The organism is Alteromonas macleodii (assembly GCF_903772925.1).
Classification (GTDB): domain Bacteria; phylum Pseudomonadota; class Gammaproteobacteria; order Enterobacterales; family Alteromonadaceae; genus Alteromonas; species Alteromonas macleodii_A.
The window spans coordinates 1,403,222-1,428,033 of sequence record NZ_LR812090.1 but is presented as its reverse complement, the minus strand read 5'-3'; the positions used below and the strand labels follow the sequence as shown (position 1 = coordinate 1,428,033).

The window sequence follows — 24,812 nt, the reverse complement described above, 5'->3', positions numbered from 1 at the left end:
GAAGTCTAGTAGAGAGACCTATACCCTTATTTGCGTCTCTATTTAACTAAATACTGTTCGTGTATTTACGTCAAACGTATGGATTATCCCCCATAGCAACGGCTACACAGAATAACCTTAAATCTAGCTCAAGCTGATGGTAATCAGGCTCCATATAACAGCAAAATTTATAAAAAGCTTTGTTGTGGTCCTTTTCTTTAAAGTGCGCCAGCTCATGAACTACTAGTGCTTTTAAGAGCGGCTCTGGCGCATAGAGCAAATCGTTATTAATGGCTAAATCGTGCTTGCGCGTTTTACCTTGCATACGGTAGGTATGCGTACCTAAAGCGTTGGTTATCATATCCCCTTGCTTTTTAAACGCGGCGCGCCCAAATGGCGGAGCATTTTTTAAAAACTGCTTCTTTAATTCAGTCGCATACTGATACAGCAACTTGTCTGTGGTTACGTCATGGGCTTCTGGGTACTTTTTTAGCAGATAAGTCTTTAACCGATTGTTTGAAATTAGCTGAAGCGCTTGCTCCACGATAGCTGGGGGGTAACCATCAAAATACCGAGCATATTCATTCACGTTTGTTTCTCCTTTACCGGAAGAATTATAAAGCATTTGAACGTAGTGGACAGGTCTCGTATTCCTAAGGCATTACTTTTATATAAAACCCAAAAGCAAAAAAGCCGCAGAAAAAGTTACTGCGGCGAAGGGTGTGCTAAGGGAAGCACTACGGGAAGTTTGTTTACCTAAACTCCATAGGTTAAAGTTATTCTACGGTAACTACGACTTTACCCACAGCGTTACCACTTGCCAGACGGTCATGTGCCTGTGCTATCTGCTCAAGAGTGAAATTTTCTGCATCTATAATTGGTTTAAGCGCACCAGCATCTACAATACTCGCTAGCTGTTTAAGTATTTTGCTATGGGCTTCTCGGCCCACGTTGTGGATCATAGGAAGTAGCATAAACACAACGTTTAAGCTTAAACCGCTAAAGTGAACGGGTGACAAGTCGGTCTCTAATAGAGATAGCGTAGTGGACACCTGTCCATTAAGCTTGGCTGCTGCAAATGAGTTTTGAAGGTTATTGCCGCCTACCGTATCGAAGATCACGTCAAAGCCGTTACCGCTTGTATACTTATTCACATAATCTTCAACTGATTCACTACGAAAATCGATGTAAGTGGCACCTAAAGATTCAATAATATCTTTTTGCTCATCAGAGCCGCCTGTAGCAAATACGTTTGCCTTCATATGTTTGGCAAGTTGTACTGCTATATGCCCTACTCCACCCGCGCCGCCGTGAATTAATACGTTTTGGCCTTCACTGGTTAATGCACGAGTTAACCCTTCAAACGCTGTAATACCAACAAGAGGTATTGCTGCGGCTTCTTTCATAGAAAGAGACGAAGGCTTGTGAGCGATAAGGCGAACATCGGCAAGCATTTTTTCTGCAAGTGAACCTTGTAAATCGCCAAGGCCACCAGCACAGCCGTATACCTCATCGCCTACTTTGTATTCTGTTACGCCCTCACCAACAGCTTCGATGGAGCCGGCAAAGTCCATACCCAGGACACCATTGGGTAACTGTGGAGCAAAAGGTAAATCAGCTCCCGACTGACGAATCATCATGTCGATTGTATTAACGCTGCTTGCTGCAATACGCACAACTACATGCCCGGCCTTTACGGTTGGCTCTGCAATATCGTTTTGTGTAAATTGTTCAGAACCGCCAAATTCGTTTATTACCATCGCTTTCATGATTAAGCTCCTTTAAAGCCTGTTGTATGAGTACGGAAGTAATCATAAACACTAGAATTCCAAATGATAATTAGTGTATAAAGGCAAACAGTTTTTAGATTTTATTGATAATCCAAATGAACATAGAACACCTAAAGCTTTTTGTGCGTATTGCAAGCACAGCGAACATCAGCTTAGCGGGGCGTGAGCTAAACATTTCACCTGCCGTGGCGAGTGCGCACATTGGTAAACTTGAAGAAACGCTAGGTGTTCGCTTAATTCACAGGACTACCCGAAAAGTATCGCTTACCGACGATGGAAAGCTTTTTCTTCCCCATGCTCAAGAAGTGCTAGACAGTATCGAAACGGCACAAGCAGCTGTTGGCAGCGGCGCTCAAACGCCGCAAGGTACATTACGCGTTACCGCGCCTGCGTCATTTGGTCGAATGCACTTAGTCCCTGCGATCCCTGAGTTTTTAGAACAATACCCAAAGCTAAATATCGACTTCCGATTCAGCGACAGTATTTTGGATGTGGTAGAAGGTGGCTTTGATGTTGCCATTCGCGATGCAGAATTGAAAGACAGTAATTTACACGCGAAAAAACTTGCTGATGACAAACGTATTATTGTCGCCGCCAAAAGCTATATAGATAAATATGGTGTGCCTGAAACACCATCCGACTTAAAAAACCACAAGATAGTAAATCTAACTGGGCTAGAGGTGTGGGACTTTAAGGGAGCCCATGGGGTTACATCGGTGAAAACGCCTAATCATTTGCGTATGGATAATGGTGAAGCGGTGCGCGATGCCTGTATTCAAGGCTGCGGTATAACCCTTACTGCTACCTGGTGCAGCTCACCATATTTAGAGAAAGGCCAGCTAGTACAAATACTACAAGATTACCCGCTTGCTACCGACTGTGCACTATGGGCAGTGTATCCTAGCAACCGTTTATTAGCCCCAAAAGTTCGCGCATTTATTGATTTCTTAGCCGACCGCTTTAGCGGCACGCCTTATTGGGATCAAAAGCTAAACGGTGTAGTAGTGTAAAATGGTATCAATTAAACAAAAAACACAATTTTTCAGTCACTTCTTAGTTTCTCTACTATGCTTGTACTAAAGTAAAATTGTCACGACACATTGTTTTAGGCAACATTTGTCACAGACTTTAAATTGGGTAAAAAATGATGAAAAAGCCGTACTTGTTCTTCGCGGCCATCTTTAACTTGCTGTTGGCTAACTGCACGTCGGCAGAACAAAATAAGTTAGATATTAGCGGCTTTGGTACACTTGCCACTGCCACCGCTGACACCCGCACTTATCAGTTTCGTACCGACCGTTCGCAAGCAGAATTTGCGAAAAAAGACGGCTTTGCGTTTAAGCCTTTAAGTTTGATTGGCGTCCAACTTGATTACACATTATCAGACAACCTAGACTTCGTAGGGCAATTTGTTTATCGAGAGCAAGACGAACAAAATATTGGCTCCATCACCCAAATGGCCTTTTTGCGTTACGATATTTCGCCAGCATGGCAGGTAAGAGCGGGTAGATTAGCCGCGGATATTTTCCACTTTAGTGATACCAGAGACGTTTCTATCGCTTACCCTTGGGTAAAAGTACCTACCGAAGTTTACGGTATTGTGCCCGCTAGAAGCTTCGATGGTGCCGACATAAGTTACACCACGCCCTTTAGCGACTACAATTTGTCAGTTAAGGGCTTTTGGGGTAGTGGTGAAAGCGATTTTAGTAGTGACGACTACAACCCAATAAAGTTTAACAATTTACGCTCACTAGGCATTGAATTTGTTGCTTTTGACTGGAGCGTAGCGCTAAAGCACACTCAGACTGAAGCTAAAAACGACAACGATGACGTTGCGGTAGTGGCAGCGGCAGTCGCTCAATTACAACCTTTTTGGGCGGGCGCACTTAAATTTTCAGGTGAAGTAAGCCTACGGGATGCTTCAATTCATTATACTTCTGTGTATTTTAATCGCTTCTTGGGCGATTGGGAACTATCAGGCGAGCTATCCCATATAGATTCAGACTCGATTGCGCTAAGACCTTCAACTAATGGTTTTTTGAACTTAAGTTACCTTTATGGACCTCACACATTTTACGCTCTCTACTCCTTTGCTGATACCGACACTTACTTTCTAAATGAAGAACAACCCGGTTTCCCCATCAACCAGAACACTGCAGAGATAGTTCTTTTTGTTGAAGAGGTGGCTAGTTCGCTGGCTCATAATCAACAATCATTTTCATTGGGCTGGAGATGGGACTTACGAGAAAACTTAGCCTTTAAAGCACAAATTGAACGCACTGACGTTAAAGCAAGAGGTACCGGGCTTCGTGCACGTGATGGGTTGATTGTTGACGATGAAGACGGTGTCGCGCACACCTTATTCCTCGCGTTAAGCTTTAGTTTTTAAGGGGTTAAGCATGAAATTGTTTAGACGCTTCCCCGTAATTATTGCCTTAGCACTTCTAACGCAAAGCTTTGCATTTATGGCGCAAGCACAAGAAAAAATTGTTGTTGTCACTAACTTTAATAACGATGTACATGTTTTGGATAAAAAAGGCTTAATTGATTTATTTATGGGTAAATACTCGGCGTTTCCAAATGGAAAAGAAGCCACGCCTATTGATGTAGAACTAGATTCCGAATTGAAAAGTCAGTTTTACAAGTCTTTAGTGGGCCTCCCTCTTGCAAGGGTTAATGCCTATTGGTCACGACTAAAATTCTCAGGCCGCGTCAAACCTCCTGCGGTAGAGCAAACCCTCGACGACATCAAGCAACGGCTTGAGCAAGACGAATCGGCGCTAGCCTATGTATATGAGTCGACCGTGACCGACAGTATGAAGGTAGTATACCGTTTTGATTAACGTGCAAGGTCTGGGGTTTCGTTTTTCGCTGTTTCTAATCGCAGCGGCAATGATAGTGGTATTTACTACCGCTGAGTTCTTTTATCGTGCAACTTATGAAAACGAAATAAGCGAAGCCAATAATGATATAGAAGAGCTTTATCAAACCGTAAGTGCAACCGCATCCATCGCCGCATTCTTAGAAGATGAGGACTTGGCCACAGAGGCTATTAATGGCTTAGTTAAAACTGACAAAATTTTAGCAGCCTCTATAAAAAGCGAAGCTCTCTACTATCAGGCAAATGTAAGTGAAGCGATTAATAAAAACACCAAACCTCGAGTATTTGTGGTTAGACACCCCTTTATGCCAGAGGAGTCACTTGCTGAAGTTAACGTATATCCAAACTTTGAATACATTATCAGTCAGGCAGAAAAAATAAGTACCGACAATAGTTACTCCTTGTACGCTGAAGCACTGGTTGTGGGCATTGTGGCTTTGTTCATCACCTATTACATCATTATCTCCCCGATGCTACGAGTAGGCCACTCTTTACACCAAATCACGCCTGGAACATCGCAGAGGATCCCAATCCCGAAATATCACTCGCGCAGTGAAATAGGTAAACTCGTTTACGACACCAACCAATTGTTGACCAAGGTTGAAGAGCAGTTCACACAAGAGCGACAGTTAAGAGAAGAAATAGAGTTTCTTGAAAAGCGGTTTAGAATGCTGTTCGAGAATGCCAAAACTGCAACTGTGTTAATGGCTGAAAATGGCACTATAGAGCTTCGAAATGATGCCTTTAACGATTTAGTAGAGAAGACGGGACTTGGCATAAAGCAAGGCTACGGCGAGTTGTTAGACGAACTGTTCGAAACACCCGTGGCAATGAAATCTGCACTTAAAGAGGCCTTTGCGCGAAACGAGTTTGCTACAGGAGAGTACAAGCTAAAAAGTAGTGCAAGCGACAGTGCTATATGGGTTCAACTTATTGCTAGCCCATTACTGACCGAAGAAGATGAACGTTATTACCAGCTTACGTTAAACGATATTTCGAGTCGTAGACAAGAGCTACAAAAGCTTGCCCTACAGGCAGACTTCGACGCGTTAACAGGGATATACAATCGCAATGGTGGTGAAAAGCTTATTGCTAAACTCATGAGAAAAGAACATCAGTTTGCTTTAGCTCTTATTGACCTTAACGGTTTTAAAGCGGTAAACGATATTTATGGCCATGATGCAGGCGACGAAGTTCTCATTTTTGTTGCTGAGCAATTAAAAGAAAAAATACGCAAAAATGATGTCGCCATACGTTGGGGCGGCGATGAGTTTATGTTGTTACTGCAAGCTGATGATGAAGCGTCTGTTAAAAGGGTTATGGAAAAAGTAAATGCTGGCATTAAACAGCCTTTTTATTTTAATGACGAAAGCAAGCCTACTGTGGTTTCAATGAGTGTAGGCGTGGCTTTTTACCCTCAAACAAGTCGCGATTTGCACGCTCTGATAAAGCTAGCTGATATCGCCATGTATAAAGCGAAACAAAATAAGATATCCTCACCTGATGACTACCTTATCTTTGCTAACTAATGCAGACTAGATGATGAAGATATGAGTTAGCGAGCCTCAAGCCCGCCTAATACTTAACCAACACCCTACTCTCAATACTTTTGCGTACGATATTGCCGGGAGCGCCCTCTTCCTTCATATCTAAAGCACTGTGGGCCAAATAAGGTAAGCCTTTATTGTCGTATATATTAAAAATAATAGCTTCATCCACCTGCATTTTTGACTTGTAGAACCAACGATGTTGACGGTTAGCCGCCACGCCCAAAATCTCTCCATGACGATCTGGGTATTTTAGAGCAATAGTCATCCAGTCTTCATCGTTCATAGAGTCTGGGCAGATAAAGCCTAACGGCGATGACATTATAGTGTCTTCTACCGGTCGCCAAATATTTACAAAGCCAAAATGCCCCTCGTTGTATTCAGCCGCTTTTTGTTCGCCCACTAAGTCAATAAGGCGTTGTTGAATTCCTTTTTCGCTGTAATCGTTGTGAACATTTCTGGCTGGACGCCGAGATGCGCTTTCATCGTCTATACGAATGGTATGGTCAAACACGAGTACGTCTTTTGCACTGACATGTGTAGACAGTAATGTTTGAATTTCTTTGTTGTACACTTGTTCTTGTTCAGCCGTGAACGGATAAGCCACTGGGCTCAGGTTTTCTAAAAAGGTTATTCCATGAACATTAAAGACCGTATTTGTTTGGCTTTCTCTAAGGTCATAAACGCTAACATCCGTTGTAAATAGCTCGGGCGAAACTAAATTGCCGTCTATGCCATCTACATCAAATTCAAAAGCCTGAATAAAAGGTTTTTTGACATGATAATTTACAGATGCATTCATATTGCTTCCCTCGAAATAGTAAAAATCACCGGAATACTGGGTTCTGAAACCTACCGAACCCGTTTAGGGGGCGAACTATACCCGTAGCAAAAAATATGAAAAACCACTTACTGACTGAAGCAGTATTTAGATTATCTTGATAATCTAAATACTGCTAACACTCAACGCACGCTGAAAGCAGTTAATAAATGAGTGATAGATAAACTGACCGTTAGTTTTCTGCAATGACAAGCGCGATTAAAGCTGGGAACACACCATTATCAAAATAAACTAAATACTGACTCAATAAATAACGCATTTATCTAGTTTTAAAATTGGAATATTCTTCAATTAACGAATGGCACGCTACCAAACGAACTAACAAAGGTTGGTCGTGACACCGTAAATTGGAGAGCAAATATGTCTGATGTAAAAAGTAATGTAGAAACCACACATGCTGGAACAGAATCAGTGGGAGCGCTGCAAAAAGCGCGTGCACTTACCCTTCCGTCAAGAGATGAAATGCTTAAACGAGCACCATCTGTACAGCAATTTTGGGATAAAAACCGCTCACTATTGGAAGCCGCATGGAAAGAATGGGATGTGCAAAACGAGCAATTAGCTGAGTGGATAAACGAAAATTTGATAAGCGAACCGCTTCGCAATGCCGTCACGCTAGCGTGGGAAGACCCAGCTAAAGAACAAGCGGTGACAAATTTGTGGGACGAAGTATTACCAGGTGTATACCAGGCCCAGCTATTCGATGTTGAAAAGCTGCAATTATTGCGCAATTACTTAGACGGTGTTGCTGATGCCGGTATCCCCCTTCGCCCTCCATACGGTATTGCTTTGAATCGCAACGGCGGTATGCTAGATGCACGCTCTGAAGGGTATTTAGCAGCGCCAACCTTCCAAGACTTCTATAACGTGATCATGGACAAATACATGCGTCCAGTATCTCGCTTGTTGTTCCCTGAGGTCATGGGGTTTGATAGCCAAACCTTTGGCTTTTCAATTCAGTACCAAGAAGGTATGGATACGTCGCTTCGCCCGCATACTGATGCGTCCGCCGCGACAATGAACGTAAATCTAAACGTGCCTGGAGAAACCTTCAAAGGGTCGGAAGTCGATTTCTTTAATCAGGAAACGGGTAAGGTAACGCGTACAGTGTTTGCTCCTGGTGTTGCGATGCTGCACAGGGGAAGCGTACCTCACGCCGCGCAGCCAATTACTGGCGGCAGCAGAACCAATATGGTGCTATGGCTATATGGCGATAGTATGCAAATACCACGAGGCGTTTTGCCGACGTCGAAAGCGGATGCTAAATCGAGGTGGACAGTTCCCAACACGCTAAAAGATAGTTTTGCACCTTTCTAATACGAAAAAAAGCCGAGTTATTTATTAACTCGGCTTTCCTTTCAGCTTTGAGTTTCTAACTCAATGCTGCGCTATAAAGAAGAATTTAAGTGTTTCACACTTTATTCATTAATTGTTTTGCCCAGCATACGCTTCAACGTACCGTCTTTGTCAATAATGTGGTGCTTAAGTGCGCCAGCAATGTGTAGCAATAAAGCAACAATGACGGTATAGCCGAGATAGAAGTGAATAGTGCCTCCTAACTTCGATAACTCATAATTAATCGGTAAGGTTTTTTCTGGGTCATCTACGCTAAAGTTTTGAGCAAATACTTCTAATCCGAACACGGATAGGCCGTGACCACCCAATACTGAGGTCATCAACCCTGAAATAGGCATTAATAAGGTAGCTATGATCAAAACCCAATGAACGATAGATGCAAGCTTGTGCTCAATTGGCTTGTAGTTCGATGCAGGACTGGGCCAACCATTTTTCATTCGCCATATAACGCGGATTATAGCGACTATTAGCACAAGAAACCCAAATGCCTTATGCCAACTAAATAGCTCGTAGACATTGTTCTCTGTCATATAAATGCCTGTGGCAAGTAACCCTATAATGGTTAATCCCACCAGCCAATGAAGAATTACCGTAGTGGTAGCAAATTTGTTATGACTATCGTACTGCATGCTTTTCTCACTTTAATTGTTCATACCAAGAACTACGTTTTCCATAAAGCGTATCTTGGCACTTTATAATTCCTTACACATTGTAAGGAATTATCTAAAGGCACTAAAGTAAATTCGAGCAGCAAATTCGAGGCCAACAATTTCGAGAGCGCTTTTGAAGCAAGTGAAGATTCATTGTGATGGATATGAGTATAAGGGGGCCGGAACTCCCCTTACCGCGTCTAATTTGTCGGTGGCGCGCGTTTAGCGCTGCCAAAAAACATAGCTAGTTAGCGGAAATAATTGCTTCAAGTTCTGATATCAATGCTTGTCTATTCGTTGAATAACTAGCGAAAGGGTGTGGAGATGCAAAAGTATTATGGTCATTGTCAAAGTAATCGCCAGCGACGTTAGCAAAACGTTCAGATAGTGCTGCCTCAATAAATATTTTAGCTCCCTCTTTTAAATCGCCACCTGCAATACCATAGGCATCTTTAACCATTTTACTACCTAATAAAGACTTAGGGTTCACCGAAACCATCTTAGGTCCATTCAACCGACACTTTTCCCCAAGATAAGCTGTCCACATAGTAATACCCAACTTACTCTGCGCATAAGCTGCGCCATCCGAAAGTTGAGTTTCACCTCTTAGGGCAGCAAAGTTCACTGGCGCTTGTGCAGCAGAAGAGACGTTTATCACACGACTGTGCTCATCCATAACATCTACAAGGGACAGGGTAAGCATATAGGGCGCGATAGTGTTAACCATGAACCGAGCATCTAATCCCGCAGCAGTAATAGGGTTTTCTATGGAAAAAACACCTGCGTTATTGATAAGTATGTCTAAACGGTCGGTGTTTGCTTTTAACTCTACGGCAAGTTTTTTAACGTCGTCGAACAACGATAAATCAGCCTGAAGAACAGTGATGCTGTTTTCGGGAAATTGCGCTTCTAATGCGCCTTTAACATTATCTAATTTACCTTGGCTTCTGCCGTGTAAAAAAAGGGTATGTCCTTCTTTGGCTAACATTTTTGCTGTTTCTAGACCGATGCCGTCAGTCGCCCCAGTTATCAATATCGTCTTCATCTCATACTCTGCCGTAAATAAAGCCCAAAACTCAATGCAAGCGACTTATACCAATCAACCTGCTTTAGTTTACATTATCAGTGAAGTAGAAGACTGATAATGGTGTCATTGCTTAAAGCTGTTTCAATGTAATCTATATAATCAACAGCTTTCGTTTTAATACTGTTTAAAATGCTTATATCAGCGATAGATAATTTATAAAAACCATCTAGCCAGCGACTTCAATAACACTTAGACTGCGGGAACAAAAATAAAAACGACAGGTATTACGCCGGCTTTCGAGCGAGGCGTTCGCCATCCTATGTATGCTATGCAGGTAGCCTTATCCATTTTCGAATTGTGGTGTACTGCGCGTGGTTTCAACATACATATGATGAGGTACTTTTCATTTTAGTAACAAGGGTTCTCAATTTAATGTCACAACAAAAAGTAGGTTTAGTGGGCTGGCGCGGTATGGTTGGCTCAGTATTAATGCAGCGCATGCAAGAAGAGCAAGATTTCGCGCACATTGAGCCCACCTTTTTTACCACCTCTCAAAAGGGTATTGCAGCGCCAAACTTTGCTGGCAAAGATGCAGGTGTTTTAGAAGATGCGCACGACATCGAGGCGCTATCAAAACAAGATATTATTATTACTTGTCAGGGCGGTGATTACACGAAAGCCGTTTATGATGATCTTCGCGCGTCTGGCTGGAATGGCTATTGGATTGACGCAGCGTCGGCCCTTCGCATGAAAGACGATGCGATTATTGTACTAGACCCAGTGAACCGTAAAGAAATTGATAGTGGCATTGAAAAAGGTATTCGTACATACGTCGGCGGAAACTGCACAGTGTCACTTATGCTGTTGGCTCTAGGCGGCTTATTTGAACAAGACCTTGTTGAATGGGCATCACCGATGACCTACCAAGCGGCTTCAGGTTCGGGCGCTAAGCATATGCGTGAACTTATTAGCCAAATGGGCGCTATTCATAGCAATGTTAAAGACAAAGTGGAAGATCCGGCTACCGCTATATTGGATATCGATCAGCAAGTTGCTGAATTTATTCGTAGCTCAGAATACCCTAGTGAGCAGTTCGGCGTTCCTCTTGCAGGAAGCTTAATTCCGTATATCGATTCCCAGCTTCCATCTGGACAAAGCCGCGAAGAGTGGAAAGCCCAAGCCGAAGCTAACAAGATTTTGGGTATTAATGGCAGTGAAGTGCCTATCGACGGTATTTGTGTACGCGTTGGTGCCATGCGATGTCACAGCCAAGCGATTACGCTTAAGCTTAAAAAAGACTTACCAGTTAGCGAGATTGAAGAAATCTTAGCGAAACACAATGATTGGGTAAAAGTCGTGTCTGATGATCGTGAAGTAACTATGCAGGAACTCACGCCAGCCAAGGTTACCGGTACCCTGTCTATCCCAGTAGGTCGAATTCGCAAGCTTAATATGGGCCCTGAGTATATCTCAGCGTTCACCGTTGGCGATCAGCTTTTGTGGGGTGCTGCAGAGCCACTTCGCAGAATGTTGCGCATTGTGCTTGAGCAAAACTAATACTTAGTTTTACTTAGTAAATCATAAAACGCCTTACCAGTGACTAGTAAGGCGTTTTTTATTTCTAGTATTCTTCGTAATGTACGTAAAACAATAGAAAAGAGTATGATTCTAGTTAGCCGACTCAGACCAAACAGCAAGTTCATTGCCGCCAGGCTCTACAAAATGAAAACGGCACCCACCGGGAAAATCAAATAAGGGTTTAGTAATTGTTCCGCCCGCGCTTTCTACATTATGTTGTGCTTTAGCAATGTTAACGGCATAAAGTACTAACAAGGGCGCCCCGCTCTCTGCTTTTGAAACTCGTTCCGCTGCGAATATGCCACCCTCTAACCCTGAATTACTAAAGGCACTATACTCACTACCGTAGTCAGTAAAGCTCCAGTTAAAAGCATTTTCGAAAAAGGCTTTTGAACGTTCTAGATCAAGGGATGCAAATTCAACATAGTTAAGTTTGGTACTTTCCTGCATGAGTGTTATGCCTAGCGATAAGCGAATTTGACAGTATCATAGCACTAATCATTATCGAGTCGACCATACAGACATAACTCTGTTCGCTGGGTTAAGCCGTTACGGAAAATGCAAAGCACGGCCGTTTTTGCCGTGTGCAAGGCTAGAAACTTATATCCCATTGAAGTGAATAGATTGTGCTATCGCCGACTTCATTGTCGAACTGATCAAGAGAAATTCTGCTTACCTGCGCAGTAAGTTTGTTGTCGTGACCTTTAAAAAACCAATTAAGTGCCAGTGACTTTTCGTAAAACTCTTCGTCTTTCTCGCTAGTATTAGGTGAATAAGTAGCATAGCGGACAGCAATTTCTAAAGGCTTCGGCCACCAGCTTAATGACCCATTTAAAAAGTAACCTGCTTGAACGTAATATCCGCGCAATGTTGTTTTGATGTTGTCATTCGCTACGTCCACGATTTTCTTTTCGTGATATTCTGCCTGCGCGTTAAAGCCTTGGTAAAAGTATGCGCCGTCAATCAAAAACTGCTGAATATCGTACTGCCCTTCAATTTCACCTTCATCAAAATTGGTTAGATTTCCTGCACCAGAAGAAGAGAAACGCGTGAATTGACTTTTAAATTTAGCCCCTGCGATAGCTATCGCGGCTTTCGGAGTAGATGAACGTGCAATGTCGCTATTTTTAAAACCGACTTCTTTACCTAAAAAATTCCACTGCAGACGACCCGAATACATGGCCTCACCATCATGATTACTATAGTCCCCACGACCTGAACCATTAAACACACCTGCCCAGTAATTGAAATTAGCAGCGCCGCCGTTATCGATATGACCGTAAATAGATGCGCCCATTTGCCTGTCTAGTGTAAATATTCTATTGATGATAGAGCGATCCATCATTTGTTGACCGCCGCTGCTTACGCTTCGCTCTCTGGAATATTCAACTTTCCACTGACCAAACTTAAACCGAAGCGCGTCATACTTTTCAAAGGCGAGGGTTGCACTTAGCGTACGCTGATCGACGGCATCGTATTCCACAGCGTAGTTAATCCACGGCATAGCAATGTGACCGTCTAATTTAACTCGCGCCCTGTTAATACCGAATTGATTTCCAGCGTTGTAGTCAAAGTCGGCAAGTTCAGTTGGTTGGCCAATGCCAGGGTTGGCATAGCGAAACTGCACTCGCCCTCGAGCGCGCAACGAAAAGCCGTTGTTGTCACTTTGAAACACTAGACCGTCGCCATTGTAAGCGGGCGAGGTCTCGTAAGACTCTTGCTCGGCACCTACCTCAATCGCTAAAGCGGCCGAGGAAAAAAATGACGCTAAAAAAACAGTTGATATAAGGCACAAAGAAAAACGATATTGGTAAAGCAAAACACACTACGTATCACGGAAATTTGTGCGCAGGATATATACTTTAGTATAAGAATCAAGAGTGCTGACACAAAAGTGACATAAAAATGAAATATTTAATGATTCTTTAGCAATATAGCGCTCTTCTATGTAAAGGCCATCTGTACTCTTTAGTTGTTCAATAGCGCGTTGGCTGGTAAGTGAGGACTTCCTTTTTGTGCTATCTCACTTTGTTTAATTAGTTCAACAATATGGCTATTTATTGGTGTAGCAATGTGATGTTTTTTGCCTAACCTAACTATCTCACCGTTCAAGTAATCTATTTCAGTACGCCTTCCTAGTACCAAATCTTCATACATGGAAGAGCGTGCTTCGGGGTCGATTTTAAGCGTCGAAGCAGCAACCGCCTTAAACAGAAAGTTAGGCAGTTTCATGATTGTCGGCATAAGTTTGGGGATAACCTTCCCAGTACGTGCAGGTTTTATTCCTTCGGCATTTAGCACTGTCAGCGCCTCGGACAATACTTTTGCCATTACCAGCCTGTATTGACGGTTCCCTAGCTGAGATTTAAGCGGTATACCTGACAATGCATTGACCGCGTTATTTAAATTCATAATAAGCTTGCCATACTGTACAGCGGCCATGTCACTGTAAACAGTCACAGGCAGCGAAGCGTTTTCAAGCGCCTTCACCAACTCTTCACAGTGATTATAGGGATCTTCTAAAGCTAAATTCCCCTCTGTACCACAATGAAAGTGCCCCTTTCCTTTGTAAAAAACGTTAAATGGCACCATGCCTGCAACGACTGCGTGTATTAAATGTTGGCGTAATAAGTCAGCATTGCCCACACCGTTTTGCAGACTGATTATAAGCGCGTCAGGCTTCGCACATTGATTAATTATGTTGGCAGCACTTTTAGTATCTTGGCTTTTAACACATAGTAGAATGATATCTGCATTAGCTAAGCTATCGTTATTTAATGTAAAATTGACGTGATGAGCATCGTTCATTTGATTGCGGCCCTGCCAATCTGTAACTTTCAAGCCATTTGCTACGATGTCGTCGTATAATCGCTGTCGCCCAACCAGCGTAAGCGTATTTGAACTGTTGAATGCAGGGCCGGACGCCAACAAACAACCCGCAACGTAACAACCAATACTACCAGCGCCTAACACCACGATATCCATTGATGTTTTTCCTATAATGCCTAACTTTCTGCTATTTAGTTAGACTGCTTCGCAATAATCAAAATGTAAACATAAAAATCACACACTAGTAACAAAAAGCGTTTTGTATCAGTTATTTCCTATTAGTTTGATTCAATCTTTCAATTTTCCCCTGACAAATGATCTCCCTACAATAAGACCAAGTAGTCAACTTATATATCGTCAAATAGAGGGTCATCATGTTCGGTCAAGAACTTGCGTCAACTAATGCTCGTAACGCTGAAAATTCTGCTAATAGCAAAGTTGCTTTAGTCGCAGAAGGTGGCGGTCAACGCGGTATTTTCACAGCAGGTGTACTTGATACATGGTTAGATGCAGGTCACGACCCCTTCGATATCCTCATTGGCACATCGGCAGGCTCGCAAAACTTAACAAGCTTTGTTGCACGTCAAAAAGGCTATGCAAAACGCCTTATTCGCGGCTTAACTCGACACAAGCGTTTCTTTCAGATGGGCCGCGGTTTAATGGGCAAACATATCGTCGATTTAGACTGGTACTTTGATAAAACCCAAGAAGCGAACCGTTTGCTAGATTTAGATACTGCTAAAAGCAACGTGGCAGATAGAGAAATACTGTTTACGGCTACGAACGCTAGAGATAGAAAAGCATATTTTCTAAACCCTATGAAAAGCCAAAACAACTGGGTTGAATTGATTAAAGCATCAAGCGCACTGCCCTTGTTATACAAACAAGGTGTTCCGCTTCACACTGAAATTGAGGCCAAGCAAGCTGCCAATACCGATTTTTACTTAGATGGTGGTTTAGCCGCACCTTTACCTGTAACTGAGGCTTATAACCGCGGCGCTACAAAAATCGTAGTGATTAGAACAGTGGACGAGGGCTTTCAAGCACAATCACCTTGGCTACAAAAGCTAAGTGCAGTGATGTGTGCAACGGGTACCTGCCCAAAAACTATCGACTATTTGCTGCAACACGAACATGCGTATCAAAAAGAATTAGCGTTTATCGAAAATCCACCAGAAGGGGTTGAGGTCATTCAAATTTTTGCACCTAACAAACTTCAAAGTAAGCTGTTAGGCAGCACTGATGCGCAGCTTCGTCACGATTACAACTTAGGCAAAAAGGCAGGTATTGCTTTTCTAGAAGCAGAAAGCGCATCAGAAGCTGAATTTGAAAGCGAAGCTGCTGCGGTACTTATCAAAGAGAACGAAGCCGAAACGTTAGGCAGCGATAATATTCGTGTTGCGAAGAATATTGAAGAGGTTAAAGATAAAGAGGCGAAAGCAAAACGACCTTTACTTACATTGCCCTTCCCTGCTCGTTTGAAACAGAATATGAATGCGCAGAAAGAAGATAAGCGAATGACGGCATAATCGCTGCTCTATTTACTGTTAGGGCAGCGAGGCTTCCATTTATATATCTGACAGCGATGCTCTCCTCACCTCTGGGGCAGCGATGCTGCCCAGTCCTCAAGATTTTCATACACGCCCGCTGCTCTAGAAAAATCATGATTAGCCGACAAGGGTGTGGGTATAGCCACTGTTTTAATTCCCGCACTAACGGCAGCTTGCAGACCAAATTCGGTATCTTCAACTGCCATAACTTCATGTGGTGCCAATTGCATTTGGGATAGGGCTGCTAAATAGCAATCAGGTGACGGTTTACCTTTAACTACGTCATCAGAAGAAACGATACACTCAACAATATCTTCTACACCATAGAAAGACACTGTCTTCTCAACCGCTAAACGGGCGCCTCCCGTTATTATAGCTACGCGCAAGCCATGAGATTTACAGAACACAAGGGCTTCTTTTGCGCCACGCATTAACGGAAATGCTTGGCGCTGTAAAAACTGTAGTGTCAGCGCCCTTCTCTTCTCAAATAGCTCCTTGGGCGTCAAAGCAAGCGAAAAGTCTCGAATGATATCGCTAGCATTGTTCATTACTGAGATACCAGCCATACGCGTGTGGTAATAATCGAATGTTAATTCTTTGCCCATATCCGCAAGCATGGTTTTCCATAACTCAAAATGCGTCATTTCTGAGTCGATTAACGTACCGTCGTGGTCGAATAAAATGGCTTTCACGGTACACACCGTAAAACTAACTCAAATGACATGGAAAGTAACCTAGTGAATATGTGTAAACGGCTTTCACTGCACGATAAAGTGTAACCGATTGATAGATATAGGAAATAAATACGGTCAAAAACCAACCATCTTGACAGCAAATGGAAAAGTATTTATAAAACGCCTTTTCACTATTTCATCAAGTAAATCATGTCAGAATTATCAACACCTGTAAAACAAACCGAAGCACACAAACTTATTGAAGGCCTATTGAAATCTAGCGATCCAACTGCCGAGCTAGATAAAATTTCTGAAGAGTACAATATCGCAAATTGGGGGCAAACTAATCCTGTGTCTGCCGACCTTTACGATGCCGTACGCGACTTACTTGGCAAAGGTGTAGTTACAGGTAACGACCTAGTAGCGGGCAAAGACACAATGGACCCAATTGTACATAAAGTACAAGCGGAAACAGAAACGCTTATCGCTAACCCAAGCGAAGCCGATGCTGACCGCGTTCAAACCTTTGTACTTGGCTTCCTACGCACTTTCGTAAGCCAACTACTTCACCCGGGCACAAAGAAAGCAATTTACGCGAAAAAGCTTCCTGACCTAATCAAACTTCACCAGCAGGTTGCTAAGTAATATAAATTAAGCGAACGATTCTGCGTTGTTAAAAAACGTTAGTTTAATATCGCGTCATATAATTTTTATTGAAACCCGCTTAATCGCGGGTTTCTTTTTGACTAAATCAATATGCTTTTTAGACCTTAAACAATTCCACCATTAGCCCGTATGACTTGACCATTTATCCATATACCGTCTTCGCTGCATAAAAAGGCAACGACATTAGCAATATCCTTTGGCGTACCCAAACGTTCTAACGGCGCCATGTTTTTTAACTTCTCAACAAAGTCTTCCGACTTGCCTTTCATAAACAGTTCGGTATCAGTTGGGCCGGGTGCAACAGCATTTACTGTAATGTCTTTCCCACGCAGTTCCTTTGACGTTATGGCAGTCAAGGTTTCAACACCAGCTTTTGTTGCCGCGTAAATGCCATATTTTTCTAATTTAAGACCTACTATAGAGGTAGATATATTTACGATTCGGCCACCTTGGTTCAGCCGATTGACTGCTTGCTGCGTGGTGAACATAACGCCTTTAAGATTAATATCCACATGTTGATGAATGGTATCTTCACTCACATCTGCTAATGCATCCATCGATAGAACACCAGCGTTATTAACGAGTATATCGACCGAACCAAACTGCTTTTCAGTCTCATCGAATAGACGTTTTACACTTGTAATATCAGACACGTCCGCTTGAATGGCACAAGCTATACCGCCATCCTTCTCGATATCATGCACCACACTTAGCGCTTGCTCTTCACTTCCCGAGTAATTAACAACAATCTGAAAGCCATCTTTACTCAACTTTCTAGCAATTTCAGCACCGATGCCTCGTGATGAGCCTGTGACAATGACAGTGCGAACATCTTCTTTCATAACCTTTCTCCGTGTATATGCAAACCCTATTGTTAAGTGTATTTACGCACTTGCTCAGGAAACGTTTTTAACAAGCGACAATTGGCTGGTGTAGCTGGGTGAAGTGTAAGAAACTTGCGTGCAAATCAAAGTGTGTGTTGTGTAGTTTAGTTGAATTTACTGCTGATGTGAGGCCAAGCGCAGCCCCAGCTTTGATGAAACTCCTTCGAGATACCATGGAAATGTGCTCCGTAGAAAACAATAAAGAATTGCGAATACTACGTAGTAGAGATACCTAAACCTGTAAGTAGAAGATCAAGAGTAGGCGGATATGGATGACGACTTATTTTAAAAGCATTATTTATAATTGCTTAAGTCCATTTCTTTAGGCACAAAAAAACCGGCGTAAAGCCGGTTCTTAGTATTTGGCGGAGAGAGAGGGATTCGAACCCTCGATACGCTATAAACGTATACACACTTTCCAGGCGTGCGCCTTCAGCCACTCAGCCATCTCTCCAAATTTTGTATCAAGAAGTTTTCAACGACGAAAACCTTTGAGCGCGCGTATAGTAGGTAAAGCCGCGCGCTTAATCAAGAACTTGCTGGAAAATATTCAGCAAGTGCTTATAAAACGTGCGCTTAAAGTCCGCCTTTCGCTTTTAACTCGGCTGAAAAGTTAAGCATGCGATCAAGTGGAATCAGTGCGCCTTTACGCAATTCATCATCAATAAAGATTTCATGCCCATCAGTTTCGCCCGTTAAAGACGCCTTAATCGCCTCTAAGCCGTTCATTGCCATCCAAGGGCAGTGAGCACAGCTTTTACAGGTAGCGCCGTTACCGCCCGTTGGAGCCTCTATAAACGTCTTCTCTGGAGTAAGTTGTTGCATCTTGTAAAAGATGCCTTTATCGGTAGCAACAATAAAGGTGTCGTTATCCATGGTTTGCGAGGCTTTTATTAGCTGACTGGTTGAGCCAACTGCATCTGCCATCTCTACCACACTTGCGGGTGATTCAGGGTGAACCAGAACCGCTGCGTTTGGATATAGCGCTTTCATGTCTGCTAGTTTCTGTGCAGAGAACTCGTCGTGAACGATACACTCGCCCTGCCACATTAACATGTCAGCACCGGTTTGCTTTGCGATGTAAGAGCCTAGGTGTCTGTCAGGGCCCCAAATGATCTTTTTGCCCTGGCTGTCTAGGTGCTCAACGATTTCAAGGGCAATGCTTGACGTTACTACCCAATCAGCGCGCGCTTTCACAGCGGCCGAAGTATTCGCGTAAACCACTACGGTGTGATCAGGATGTTGATCACAAAACTCGCTGAACTCTTTTACCGGGCAACCAATATCAAGGGAACAGGTCGCTTCAAGGGTAGGCATTAGCACGGTTTTTTCCGGGCTAAGAATTTTCGCCGTTTCGCCCATAAAACGAACGCCAGCAACAATTAACGTTTGCTCTTCTACATCTCTACCAAATCGCGCCATTTCTAACGAGTCAGCTACACAACCGCCAGTTTCTTCAGCAAGCGCCTGAATTTCGTGGTCGGTGTAATAGTGTGCGACAAGCACAGCGTTACGAGCCTTAAGCAAGGCTTTAATCTCTGCCTTTAACTCAGCTTTACGTGCTTCTGATAATGGCTGTGGTTTTGCTGGGAACGGGTACTCTACCTGATCCACTCGAAATGCTACTGACATTAACCTACATCTCTGTTGCGACAAGGGTGCGGATTATACCCAACTGTCATAAAAATTACACACTACCTATTCAACATAAGCGTAATTAAATAGTCATATTTGTGCTTACCTGTTCTACTACATGGGGTTAGGTAAACCAGATCAAAGTAAAAATGAGATGAGTAGCGTTTTAAACGCAATAAGCTTTAGCGTTTTGTACTGAGGAGATTATTTAAAAAAGGAATACTTGAGTTTGGGACTTGATGGTGGGTCGTGCTGGATTCGAACCAGCGACCAATTGATTAAAAGTCAACTGCTCTACCAACTGAGCTAACGACCCATCAAGTGACACACAGATAAGTTTAGCAATTCAAATGATGGTGGGTCGTGCTGGATTCGAACCAGCGACCAATTGATTAAAAGTCAACTGCTCTACCAACTGAGCTAACGACCCATCATTTGATGCTAGGAGAGAAAGTGGTGGGTCGTGCTGGATTCGAACCAGCGACCAATTGATTAAAAGTCAACTGCTCTACCAACTGAGCTAACGACCCTTTCTTTCCTGTTGTTGCCTGTGTCTTGGCAACGGCGGCATATAATACTCAGATTTTTATTCGACGCAACCCATAACGTCCTTTTATTTTCATTTTTCTGTCAAATTACGACTAAACGGTCAAAATGAAAACAAATCGCTGAGTATTTATACCAGCGCTAAATGAGTTTAGTCACTTTTCTACGAAACTCAGTAAAAATTGGAGCATTAATTTTAGGTCGCTTAAGCGGAATATTTTGAAAATTTTTTTGTTTAATGTATAAAAAAGCCTCTTTAAAAGAGGCTTTGTTCATTACAAGTTATTTAATCTAGGTTCAGCTAGGCGTTTTGCTGAAGAATCTGGATATTCATTTACGACTTGTTGAAATAGCTGTCGAGCCGTTGCACTGTCTCCCGTACGTTCGGCAATCACACCAAGCTTCAACAGAGCGTCAGGGCGCTTAGTAGAGTCGGTAAAGCGATTAGCAACAATATTGAATTGCTCACTTGCCTCACTCCATTGCTGCTTATTAAACAACAACTGCCCTAACCAGTAATGCGCATTTGGCGCGTAACCACTGTTTGGAAAGCGTGAAATGAACGATTGAAACGCAGGAATGGCCTTATCGTACTCTTTAGACTTGAGGATGAGGTTCACTGCATTTTCATACGCTTCATCTTCACCAGCCTGTGGCGTAAGCGCTTGTGCTGGCGTTGGTGAAGACGTTGAACTTACCGAGCCTGGATCAACACCTGCACTAGGCATAGCACTACCTTGAAGCGCACCACTTTGCTTAAGGGCTTCTACGCGCTTATCTATTTCAAGGTAAAGCTCACGCTGACGCTCAAGTACTTTTTGAAGCTCGTTGGTATTCACTTCAACCGCACCGCGTAGCTGGTCGACTTCCATTTGCATGTTGTCTAGCTGCGTTTGAAGCCTGTGCTGCATTTCAGTTCGGCTTTTCACAATGCGCTCTAGTACAACGATACGCTGCTCTAATTCACTGCCGCCATTAGCGTCTACCACGGGCGCTTGCGCAAATGCGGTAGAAACAGCAAGGGCGGCACATAAAGTGACGCCCATTTTTAATGTCTTATTCGCTAGAATAGTCATTAGCGGTAAACAACCACTCCGCGACGGTTTTGAGCAAATGCATACTCAGTAGAACCCATCACTGCTGGTTTTTCTTCACCGTATGAAACCACTGTTACTTGGCTGCTGCTTACACCAGCATTAAGTAGATAAGTCTCAACAGACTGTGCACGACGCTCGCCAAGTGCGATGTTGTACTCAGGTGTACCACGGCTGTCAGTGTGACCTTCGATAGTCACTTTAGTGCTTGGGTTTTTAACCAAGAACGCCGCATGTTTGTCTAGAATACGCTGGAACTCTGGCTTGATGCTTGAGCGGTCAAAGTCAAAGTAAACGGTTTGCTCGTTTTTCAGCGCTTCCATTTCTTGCTGAACCATTTCTTCTTGACGCTTCATGCGCTGAGCCGCTTCGGCTTTAACGCGCTGCGCTTCTGCTTCACGTGCTTCTGCTTCTGCAGCCGCTTGTTCTTGTGCAAGACGGTTACGTTCAGCTGCCAATTCTTCTTCGCTAGGGCCTGAAGAACATGCCATCATTGTCACTACTGGCAATGCGATAATGAAGCTCTTCATCACTTTATTCATTTGCATCCTACTAATCCTTAAATTTTATTGTTTAGTCGTTAAATTGTTAGAACAAAAATGGTGACCAACTTGGCGATTTAACTTGCCCATTGGCTGCTGGTAACCTAGCTTTAAAACGCCCATCTAAAGAGACCAGTGATAGTACTTGAGTCCCCTCGTGAAGGGTGCTGTAAATAATCATGCTTCCATTCGGCGCTACACTTGGTGATTCATCTAAGTACGTCCGTGTCAGTACTTGAGGTGAACCACCATCCAAAGACTGCTTGGCAATGTGATAGTTCCCATTAGTTTGGTTAACCATGATCATTTGCTTGCCGTCAGGGGTTAGCGTACCGCCAAGGTTCTGCTCACCTACGAAGGTAACGCGCCTTACTTTCCCAGAATTTAAATTTACGCTATATATCTGGGGTTTACCACCCCGTTCCGAGCTAAATATTAAACCGCTGCCATCGGGTAGCCACGCAGGCTCCGTATCAATCGCTCTATTGCGCGTGACTCGGCGAAGGTTTTTCGTCGCTAAGTCCATCACATAGAGTTCAGGGTTTCCATCTTTCGATAAAACCATAGCAAGTTGCTTGCCATCTGGCGAAAATGTAGGACTACTGTTTATTCCAGGAAAATCAGTAATGCGTGTACGCTCACTGGTGTAAATATCTTGAATGAATATTTGTGGTCTTCGGTTTTCAAAGCTTACATAAGCTAACTTCTCGCCGTCAGGTGACCATACCGGCGACATAAGTGGCTCAGGTGACGACAACAAACGGGTTTCGTTCTCGCCATCATAATCTGCAATCACTAATTGATAGGGCTTGTCCACGGTATCGCGGTCGCGAACAATGACATAAGCAATTTTCGTTAAAAATGCGCCGCGAACGCCGGTTAACTTTTCATAGACGATGTCGCTAATTCGATGCGCATACTGGCGAAAATCTCGTCCGTTGATTACGGCCTGACGGGAAGCAAGAACATGATTGTTACTCGATACTAAGTTGCCGTCTTTAAGTACCTTAGCTTGGCCATTGTCAACTTGCCCTTTGAGGACATCAATCAGCTCATACGATACAAGAAAGCGATCGCCGCCTTGAGGCTCAATGCTTCCCACTAATACGGTATCAACACCAAGCGTTGCCCATGCGGTGAAAGACACTTGCTCAGCGGTTTCTGGATACTGTGGCATTTTATCTACAGAGACCGGGTTAAACTTACCGCTTCGCATCAAATCAGCCATCACCACTTTAGAAATGTCGCCTGGCATACTGCCTTGCCCTTTCCACTTAAATGGCACAACACCGATTGGCCGGGCGCTATCTACGCCCTCGGTTATTACAATTTCTAAGGATGCAAATACTTTGACACTAAAGGCCATCGTAATAAGCGCTATCCATAAACCTAGTTTTTTCATACCACTATAATTCCACTTTTAAAGTTATGTCTTTTAGCTGCTCGTAAACATCGGGTGCATCTGACACAGGTAGCTTTTCTGCACGGCGTACTGCACTCTCTGCTGCGCGGCATAGCGCGTCGTTACCGCCAAGTACACGAATACTGGTTACAAAACCTGTGGTAGCCAGCCGTATATTCAAGCGGCAAGTTTTACCGCTATAGCTGTCGTCAGAATACAAGTTGCGCTTGATAGTTTGCTGAATTAGCGCAGTGTAGCGCTCAACTTCAGTTAACACTTGCTTTCGTCTACGCTCTCGCTGAGCCGCTTGCTCTTGCGCTAACTGCTCTTGCATGATTCTTTCCATCTCTGCACGTTCAGCCGCTTCTTTCTTCTTCCGCTCGGCTTCAGCTTTCGCTTTTGCTTCACGTTCCTTGCGCTCTTGTTCCTTCTGCGCAGCAAGGCGTTCTAACTCTTTTTGTCTTTTTGCCTCGGCAGCCTCAGCCTCACGCTTTTCTTTCGCACGCTTAGCTGCTAGCTGCTGTTGACGCTTTTTCTCAGCTGCCGCTTGTGCTTTTCTTTGCTTCTCTCGCTCTTGGGCTCGCGCCTGCGCCTCGGCTTGTGCCTGGGCCTTCTTCTGGTCGGCTATAGCTTGCGCATCAATGAAGGTTGCTTCAATTACCGGCGCATTAGAGGGAGCGTTAGGCAGCGGCTCGGGCGAGAAACTGACGCTAATAAGTAACAGTGCAGCAATAATGGCATGCAAACCTAACGACTTGTATAAACCAAGTTGTTCAGGCGTCATTTTACTTTTCTTGTTACCTTTTTGCTTCGCCCCCAGGCGCTCTCCTTCTTTCGAAGAAGCATTTTTGTGCTCAGTGCTGTTGGACACTTCAGGTTTCGACATATCTATTTTACTCAACCGGATCCGTCATTAACCCTACTGAAGGCACACCAGCTTGTTGCAACAATACCATTAACTGTATCACTTCGTTGTACGCCACCTGCCCATCACCTTTCACAACAACAGGCGTGTTAGGCTCTTTGGTTAACTGCGCTTTCACTATGGCACCCAGCTCATCTTCACTGATTGGAGATTCTTGGTCTTCACCAACATTTAAAAAGTAACGGCCTTTAACATCTACTGACGCAATAATGGGTGGGTTATCTTCTTGCTCGATTGGGTTAGCACTTGCTTTAGGCAAGTCAACTTTTACCCCTTGCGAAATAAGTGGCGCCGTTACCATGAAGATAATAAGTAGCACTAACATCACATCGATGTAGGGTACAACGTTTATCTCTGATACCGGTCTGCGGCGTTTTCTTACATACATAACAAGTCCTCCGTTTGGAATGTAAACG

25 protein-coding genes and 4 tRNA genes are annotated in these 24,812 nt (G+C 43.5%); 8 read left to right on the top strand and 21 right to left on the bottom strand.

Annotated features, from left to right (window positions below; all coding sequences use genetic code 11):
- Window positions 1-70: 70 nt before the first annotated feature.
- Together PCAR9_RS06230 and PCAR9_RS06225 are read right to left on the bottom strand one after the other, a co-directional pair.
- Window positions 71-568 (bottom strand): M48 metallopeptidase family protein, encoded by a 498-nt coding sequence (locus PCAR9_RS06230; protein WP_179982856.1) that lies wholly within the window; start codon window positions 566-568, stop codon window positions 71-73.
- Window positions 569-755: 187 nt separating this feature from the next.
- On the bottom strand, window positions 756-1,748 hold the full coding sequence (locus tag PCAR9_RS06225; RefSeq protein ID WP_179982855.1) for a zinc-dependent alcohol dehydrogenase family protein: 993 nt from the start codon (window positions 1,746-1,748) through the stop codon (window positions 756-758).
- Between the two features lie 116 nt (window positions 1,749-1,864).
- On the opposite strand from PCAR9_RS06225, the gene PCAR9_RS06220 reads away from it, so the two are divergent.
- The 4 genes from PCAR9_RS06220 to PCAR9_RS06205 all read left to right on the top strand — a co-directional run bounded on the left by PCAR9_RS06220 (window position 1,865) and on the right by PCAR9_RS06205 (window position 6,179).
- Complete coding sequence (locus PCAR9_RS06220; RefSeq protein WP_179982854.1) at window positions 1,865-2,779, top strand: LysR family transcriptional regulator; 915 nt, start codon at window positions 1,865-1,867, stop codon at window positions 2,777-2,779.
- Window positions 2,780-2,913: 134 nt separating this feature from the next.
- Window positions 2,914-4,158: a porin gene (locus tag PCAR9_RS06215; protein ID WP_179982853.1), complete on the top strand. Its 1,245-nt coding sequence runs from the start codon at window positions 2,914-2,916 to the stop codon at window positions 4,156-4,158.
- A gap of 10 nt (window positions 4,159-4,168) precedes the next feature.
- Entirely contained in the window at window positions 4,169-4,612 is a 444-nt protein-coding gene (locus tag PCAR9_RS06210) for a hypothetical protein (RefSeq protein ID WP_179982852.1), read from the top strand.
- Window position 4,613: 1 nt separating this feature from the next.
- Window positions 4,614-6,179, top strand: coding sequence for a sensor domain-containing diguanylate cyclase (locus tag PCAR9_RS06205; RefSeq protein ID WP_232091280.1), 1,566 nt, complete (start codon window positions 4,614-4,616; stop codon window positions 6,177-6,179).
- A 46-nt stretch (window positions 6,180-6,225) separates the two neighbouring features.
- Here PCAR9_RS06205 and PCAR9_RS06200 read toward each other — a convergent pair whose 3' ends face one another.
- Entirely contained in the window at window positions 6,226-6,999 is a 774-nt protein-coding gene (locus tag PCAR9_RS06200; protein ID WP_179982850.1) for a CmcJ/NvfI family oxidoreductase, read from the bottom strand.
- Between the two features lie 399 nt (window positions 7,000-7,398).
- Here PCAR9_RS06200 and PCAR9_RS06195 point away from each other — a divergent pair, with 399 nt between their 5' ends.
- Complete coding sequence (locus tag PCAR9_RS06195; protein ID WP_179982849.1) at window positions 7,399-8,355, top strand: 2OG-Fe(II) oxygenase family protein; 957 nt, start codon at window positions 7,399-7,401, stop codon at window positions 8,353-8,355.
- Between the two features lie 101 nt (window positions 8,356-8,456).
- On the opposite strand, the gene PCAR9_RS06190 is transcribed toward PCAR9_RS06195, so the two are convergent.
- Together PCAR9_RS06190 and PCAR9_RS06185 are read right to left on the bottom strand one after the other, a co-directional pair.
- On the bottom strand, window positions 8,457-9,023 hold the full coding sequence (locus PCAR9_RS06190; RefSeq protein WP_179982848.1) for a cytochrome b: 567 nt from the start codon (window positions 9,021-9,023) through the stop codon (window positions 8,457-8,459).
- A gap of 265 nt (window positions 9,024-9,288) precedes the next feature.
- Window positions 9,289-10,089 carry an SDR family NAD(P)-dependent oxidoreductase gene (locus PCAR9_RS06185; RefSeq protein ID WP_179982847.1) on the bottom strand — a complete coding sequence of 267 codons (801 nt, stop codon included), beginning with the start codon at window positions 10,087-10,089 and terminating at the stop codon, window positions 9,289-9,291.
- A gap of 414 nt (window positions 10,090-10,503) precedes the next feature.
- On the opposite strand from PCAR9_RS06185, the gene asd reads away from it, so the two are divergent.
- The gene (gene asd / locus PCAR9_RS06180; protein ID WP_179982846.1) at window positions 10,504-11,628 is read left to right on the top strand and encodes an aspartate-semialdehyde dehydrogenase; all 1,125 of its coding nucleotides are present in this window, start codon (window positions 10,504-10,506) and stop codon (window positions 11,626-11,628) included.
- Window positions 11,629-11,739: 111 nt separating this feature from the next.
- On the opposite strand, the gene PCAR9_RS06175 is transcribed toward asd, so the two are convergent.
- The 3 genes from PCAR9_RS06175 to PCAR9_RS06165 all read right to left on the bottom strand — a co-directional run bounded on the left by PCAR9_RS06175 (window position 11,740) and on the right by PCAR9_RS06165 (window position 14,634).
- On the bottom strand, window positions 11,740-12,099 hold the full coding sequence (locus PCAR9_RS06175) for a VOC family protein (protein WP_179982845.1): 360 nt from the start codon (window positions 12,097-12,099) through the stop codon (window positions 11,740-11,742).
- A gap of 142 nt (window positions 12,100-12,241) precedes the next feature.
- Entirely contained in the window at window positions 12,242-13,468 is a 1,227-nt protein-coding gene (locus PCAR9_RS06170; RefSeq protein ID WP_179982844.1) for a porin, read from the bottom strand.
- A gap of 149 nt (window positions 13,469-13,617) precedes the next feature.
- Entirely contained in the window at window positions 13,618-14,634 is a 1,017-nt protein-coding gene (locus PCAR9_RS06165) for a 2-dehydropantoate 2-reductase (RefSeq protein ID WP_179982843.1), read from the bottom strand.
- Between the two features lie 218 nt (window positions 14,635-14,852).
- Between PCAR9_RS06165 and PCAR9_RS06160 the strand changes: the two genes are divergently transcribed.
- Window positions 14,853-16,007, top strand: coding sequence for a patatin-like phospholipase family protein (locus PCAR9_RS06160; RefSeq protein WP_179982842.1), 1,155 nt, complete (start codon window positions 14,853-14,855; stop codon window positions 16,005-16,007).
- A 65-nt stretch (window positions 16,008-16,072) separates the two neighbouring features.
- Here PCAR9_RS06160 and PCAR9_RS06155 read toward each other — a convergent pair whose 3' ends face one another.
- Complete coding sequence (locus PCAR9_RS06155; RefSeq protein WP_179982841.1) at window positions 16,073-16,720, bottom strand: HAD family hydrolase; 648 nt, start codon at window positions 16,718-16,720, stop codon at window positions 16,073-16,075.
- A 192-nt stretch (window positions 16,721-16,912) separates the two neighbouring features.
- Here PCAR9_RS06155 and PCAR9_RS06150 point away from each other — a divergent pair, with 192 nt between their 5' ends.
- Window positions 16,913-17,347 (top strand): hypothetical protein, encoded by a 435-nt coding sequence (locus tag PCAR9_RS06150; RefSeq protein ID WP_179982840.1) that lies wholly within the window; start codon window positions 16,913-16,915, stop codon window positions 17,345-17,347.
- A 125-nt stretch (window positions 17,348-17,472) separates the two neighbouring features.
- Here the strand turns inward: PCAR9_RS06150 and PCAR9_RS06145 are convergent, their stop codons facing one another.
- The 12 genes from PCAR9_RS06145 to tolR form a co-directional block, all read right to left on the bottom strand.
- Window positions 17,473-18,210, bottom strand: a complete 738-nt coding sequence (locus PCAR9_RS06145) for an SDR family oxidoreductase (RefSeq protein ID WP_179982839.1) — start codon at window positions 18,208-18,210, stop codon at window positions 17,473-17,475.
- Between the two features lie 67 nt (window positions 18,211-18,277).
- On the bottom strand, window positions 18,278-18,427 hold the full coding sequence (locus tag PCAR9_RS20235; protein WP_179982838.1) for a twin-arginine translocation signal domain-containing protein: 150 nt from the start codon (window positions 18,425-18,427) through the stop codon (window positions 18,278-18,280).
- A 188-nt stretch (window positions 18,428-18,615) separates the two neighbouring features.
- Window positions 18,616-18,706 (bottom strand) — tRNA-Ser (locus PCAR9_RS06135).
- 122 nt (window positions 18,707-18,828) lie between these two features.
- On the bottom strand, window positions 18,829-19,884 hold the full coding sequence (gene nadA / locus PCAR9_RS06130) for a quinolinate synthase NadA (protein ID WP_179982837.1): 1,056 nt from the start codon (window positions 19,882-19,884) through the stop codon (window positions 18,829-18,831).
- Window positions 19,885-20,127: 243 nt separating this feature from the next.
- Window positions 20,128-20,203: transfer RNA gene (locus tag PCAR9_RS06125), tRNA-Lys, on the bottom strand.
- Between the two features lie 38 nt (window positions 20,204-20,241).
- Window positions 20,242-20,317, bottom strand: a tRNA-Lys gene (locus PCAR9_RS06120).
- 24 nt (window positions 20,318-20,341) lie between these two features.
- Window positions 20,342-20,417 (bottom strand) — tRNA-Lys (locus PCAR9_RS06115).
- Window positions 20,418-20,708: 291 nt separating this feature from the next.
- Complete coding sequence (ybgF, locus tag PCAR9_RS06110; RefSeq protein ID WP_179982836.1) at window positions 20,709-21,509, bottom strand: tol-pal system protein YbgF; 801 nt, start codon at window positions 21,507-21,509, stop codon at window positions 20,709-20,711.
- Window positions 21,509-22,075 (bottom strand): peptidoglycan-associated lipoprotein Pal, encoded by a 567-nt coding sequence (gene pal / locus PCAR9_RS06105; RefSeq protein WP_014948870.1) that lies wholly within the window; start codon window positions 22,073-22,075, stop codon window positions 21,509-21,511. The genes ybgF and pal overlap by 1 nt, the downstream gene beginning before the upstream one ends.
- 40 nt (window positions 22,076-22,115) lie before the next feature.
- Window positions 22,116-23,471 (bottom strand): Tol-Pal system beta propeller repeat protein TolB, encoded by a 1,356-nt coding sequence (gene tolB, locus PCAR9_RS06100; protein WP_179982835.1) that lies wholly within the window; start codon window positions 23,469-23,471, stop codon window positions 22,116-22,118.
- 4 nt (window positions 23,472-23,475) lie between these two features.
- Window positions 23,476-24,255: a cell envelope integrity protein TolA gene (gene tolA / locus PCAR9_RS06095; RefSeq protein ID WP_420000788.1), complete on the bottom strand. Its 780-nt coding sequence runs from the start codon at window positions 24,253-24,255 to the stop codon at window positions 23,476-23,478.
- 109 nt (window positions 24,256-24,364) lie between these two features.
- Window positions 24,365-24,784 (bottom strand): protein TolR, encoded by a 420-nt coding sequence (tolR, locus tag PCAR9_RS06090; protein ID WP_025254601.1) that lies wholly within the window; start codon window positions 24,782-24,784, stop codon window positions 24,365-24,367.
- Window positions 24,785-24,812: the final 28 nt, after the last annotated feature.

Excerpts from the sequence above, each read along its gene's own strand:
- PCAR9_RS06145 (WP_179982839.1), bottom strand. The coding sequence starts at position 18,210 with ATGAAAGAAGATGTTCGCACTGTCATTGTCACAGGCTCATCACGAGGC.
- PCAR9_RS06200 (WP_179982850.1), bottom strand. The coding sequence starts at position 6,999 with ATGAATGCATCTGTAAATTATCATGTCAAAAAACCTTTTATTCAGGCT.
- PCAR9_RS06190 (WP_179982848.1), bottom strand. The coding sequence starts at position 9,023 with ATGCAGTACGATAGTCATAACAAATTTGCTACCACTACGGTAATTCTT.
- PCAR9_RS06185 (WP_179982847.1), bottom strand. The coding sequence starts at position 10,089 with ATGAAGACGATATTGATAACTGGGGCGACTGACGGCATCGGTCTAGAA.
- ybgF (WP_179982836.1), bottom strand. The coding sequence starts at position 21,509 with ATGACTATTCTAGCGAATAAGACATTAAAAATGGGCGTCACTTTATGT.
- PCAR9_RS20235 (WP_179982838.1), bottom strand. The coding sequence starts at position 18,427 with ATGGTATCTCGAAGGAGTTTCATCAAAGCTGGGGCTGCGCTTGGCCTC.
- tolR (WP_025254601.1), bottom strand. The coding sequence starts at position 24,784 with ATGTATGTAAGAAAACGCCGCAGACCGGTATCAGAGATAAACGTTGTA.
- tolA (WP_420000788.1), bottom strand. The coding sequence starts at position 24,255 with ATGACGCCTGAACAACTTGGTTTATACAAGTCGTTAGGTTTGCATGCC.
- PCAR9_RS06210 (WP_179982852.1), top strand. The coding sequence starts at position 4,169 with ATGAAATTGTTTAGACGCTTCCCCGTAATTATTGCCTTAGCACTTCTA.
- PCAR9_RS06215 (WP_179982853.1), top strand. The coding sequence starts at position 2,914 with ATGATGAAAAAGCCGTACTTGTTCTTCGCGGCCATCTTTAACTTGCTG.
- tolB (WP_179982835.1), bottom strand. The coding sequence starts at position 23,471 with ATGAAAAAACTAGGTTTATGGATAGCGCTTATTACGATGGCCTTTAGT.
- asd (WP_179982846.1), top strand. The coding sequence starts at position 10,504 with ATGTCACAACAAAAAGTAGGTTTAGTGGGCTGGCGCGGTATGGTTGGC.
- nadA (WP_179982837.1), bottom strand. The coding sequence starts at position 19,884 with ATGTCAGTAGCATTTCGAGTGGATCAGGTAGAGTACCCGTTCCCAGCA.
- PCAR9_RS06165 (WP_179982843.1), bottom strand. The coding sequence starts at position 14,634 with ATGGATATCGTGGTGTTAGGCGCTGGTAGTATTGGTTGTTACGTTGCG.
- PCAR9_RS06160 (WP_179982842.1), top strand. The coding sequence starts at position 14,853 with ATGTTCGGTCAAGAACTTGCGTCAACTAATGCTCGTAACGCTGAAAAT.
- PCAR9_RS06195 (WP_179982849.1), top strand. The coding sequence starts at position 7,399 with ATGTCTGATGTAAAAAGTAATGTAGAAACCACACATGCTGGAACAGAA.
- PCAR9_RS06150 (WP_179982840.1), top strand. The coding sequence starts at position 16,913 with ATGTCAGAATTATCAACACCTGTAAAACAAACCGAAGCACACAAACTT.
- pal (WP_014948870.1), bottom strand. The coding sequence starts at position 22,075 with ATGCAAATGAATAAAGTGATGAAGAGCTTCATTATCGCATTGCCAGTA.
- PCAR9_RS06175 (WP_179982845.1), bottom strand. The coding sequence starts at position 12,099 with ATGCAGGAAAGTACCAAACTTAACTATGTTGAATTTGCATCCCTTGAT.
- PCAR9_RS06220 (WP_179982854.1), top strand. The coding sequence starts at position 1,865 with ATGAACATAGAACACCTAAAGCTTTTTGTGCGTATTGCAAGCACAGCG.
- PCAR9_RS06225 (WP_179982855.1), bottom strand. The coding sequence starts at position 1,748 with ATGAAAGCGATGGTAATAAACGAATTTGGCGGTTCTGAACAATTTACA.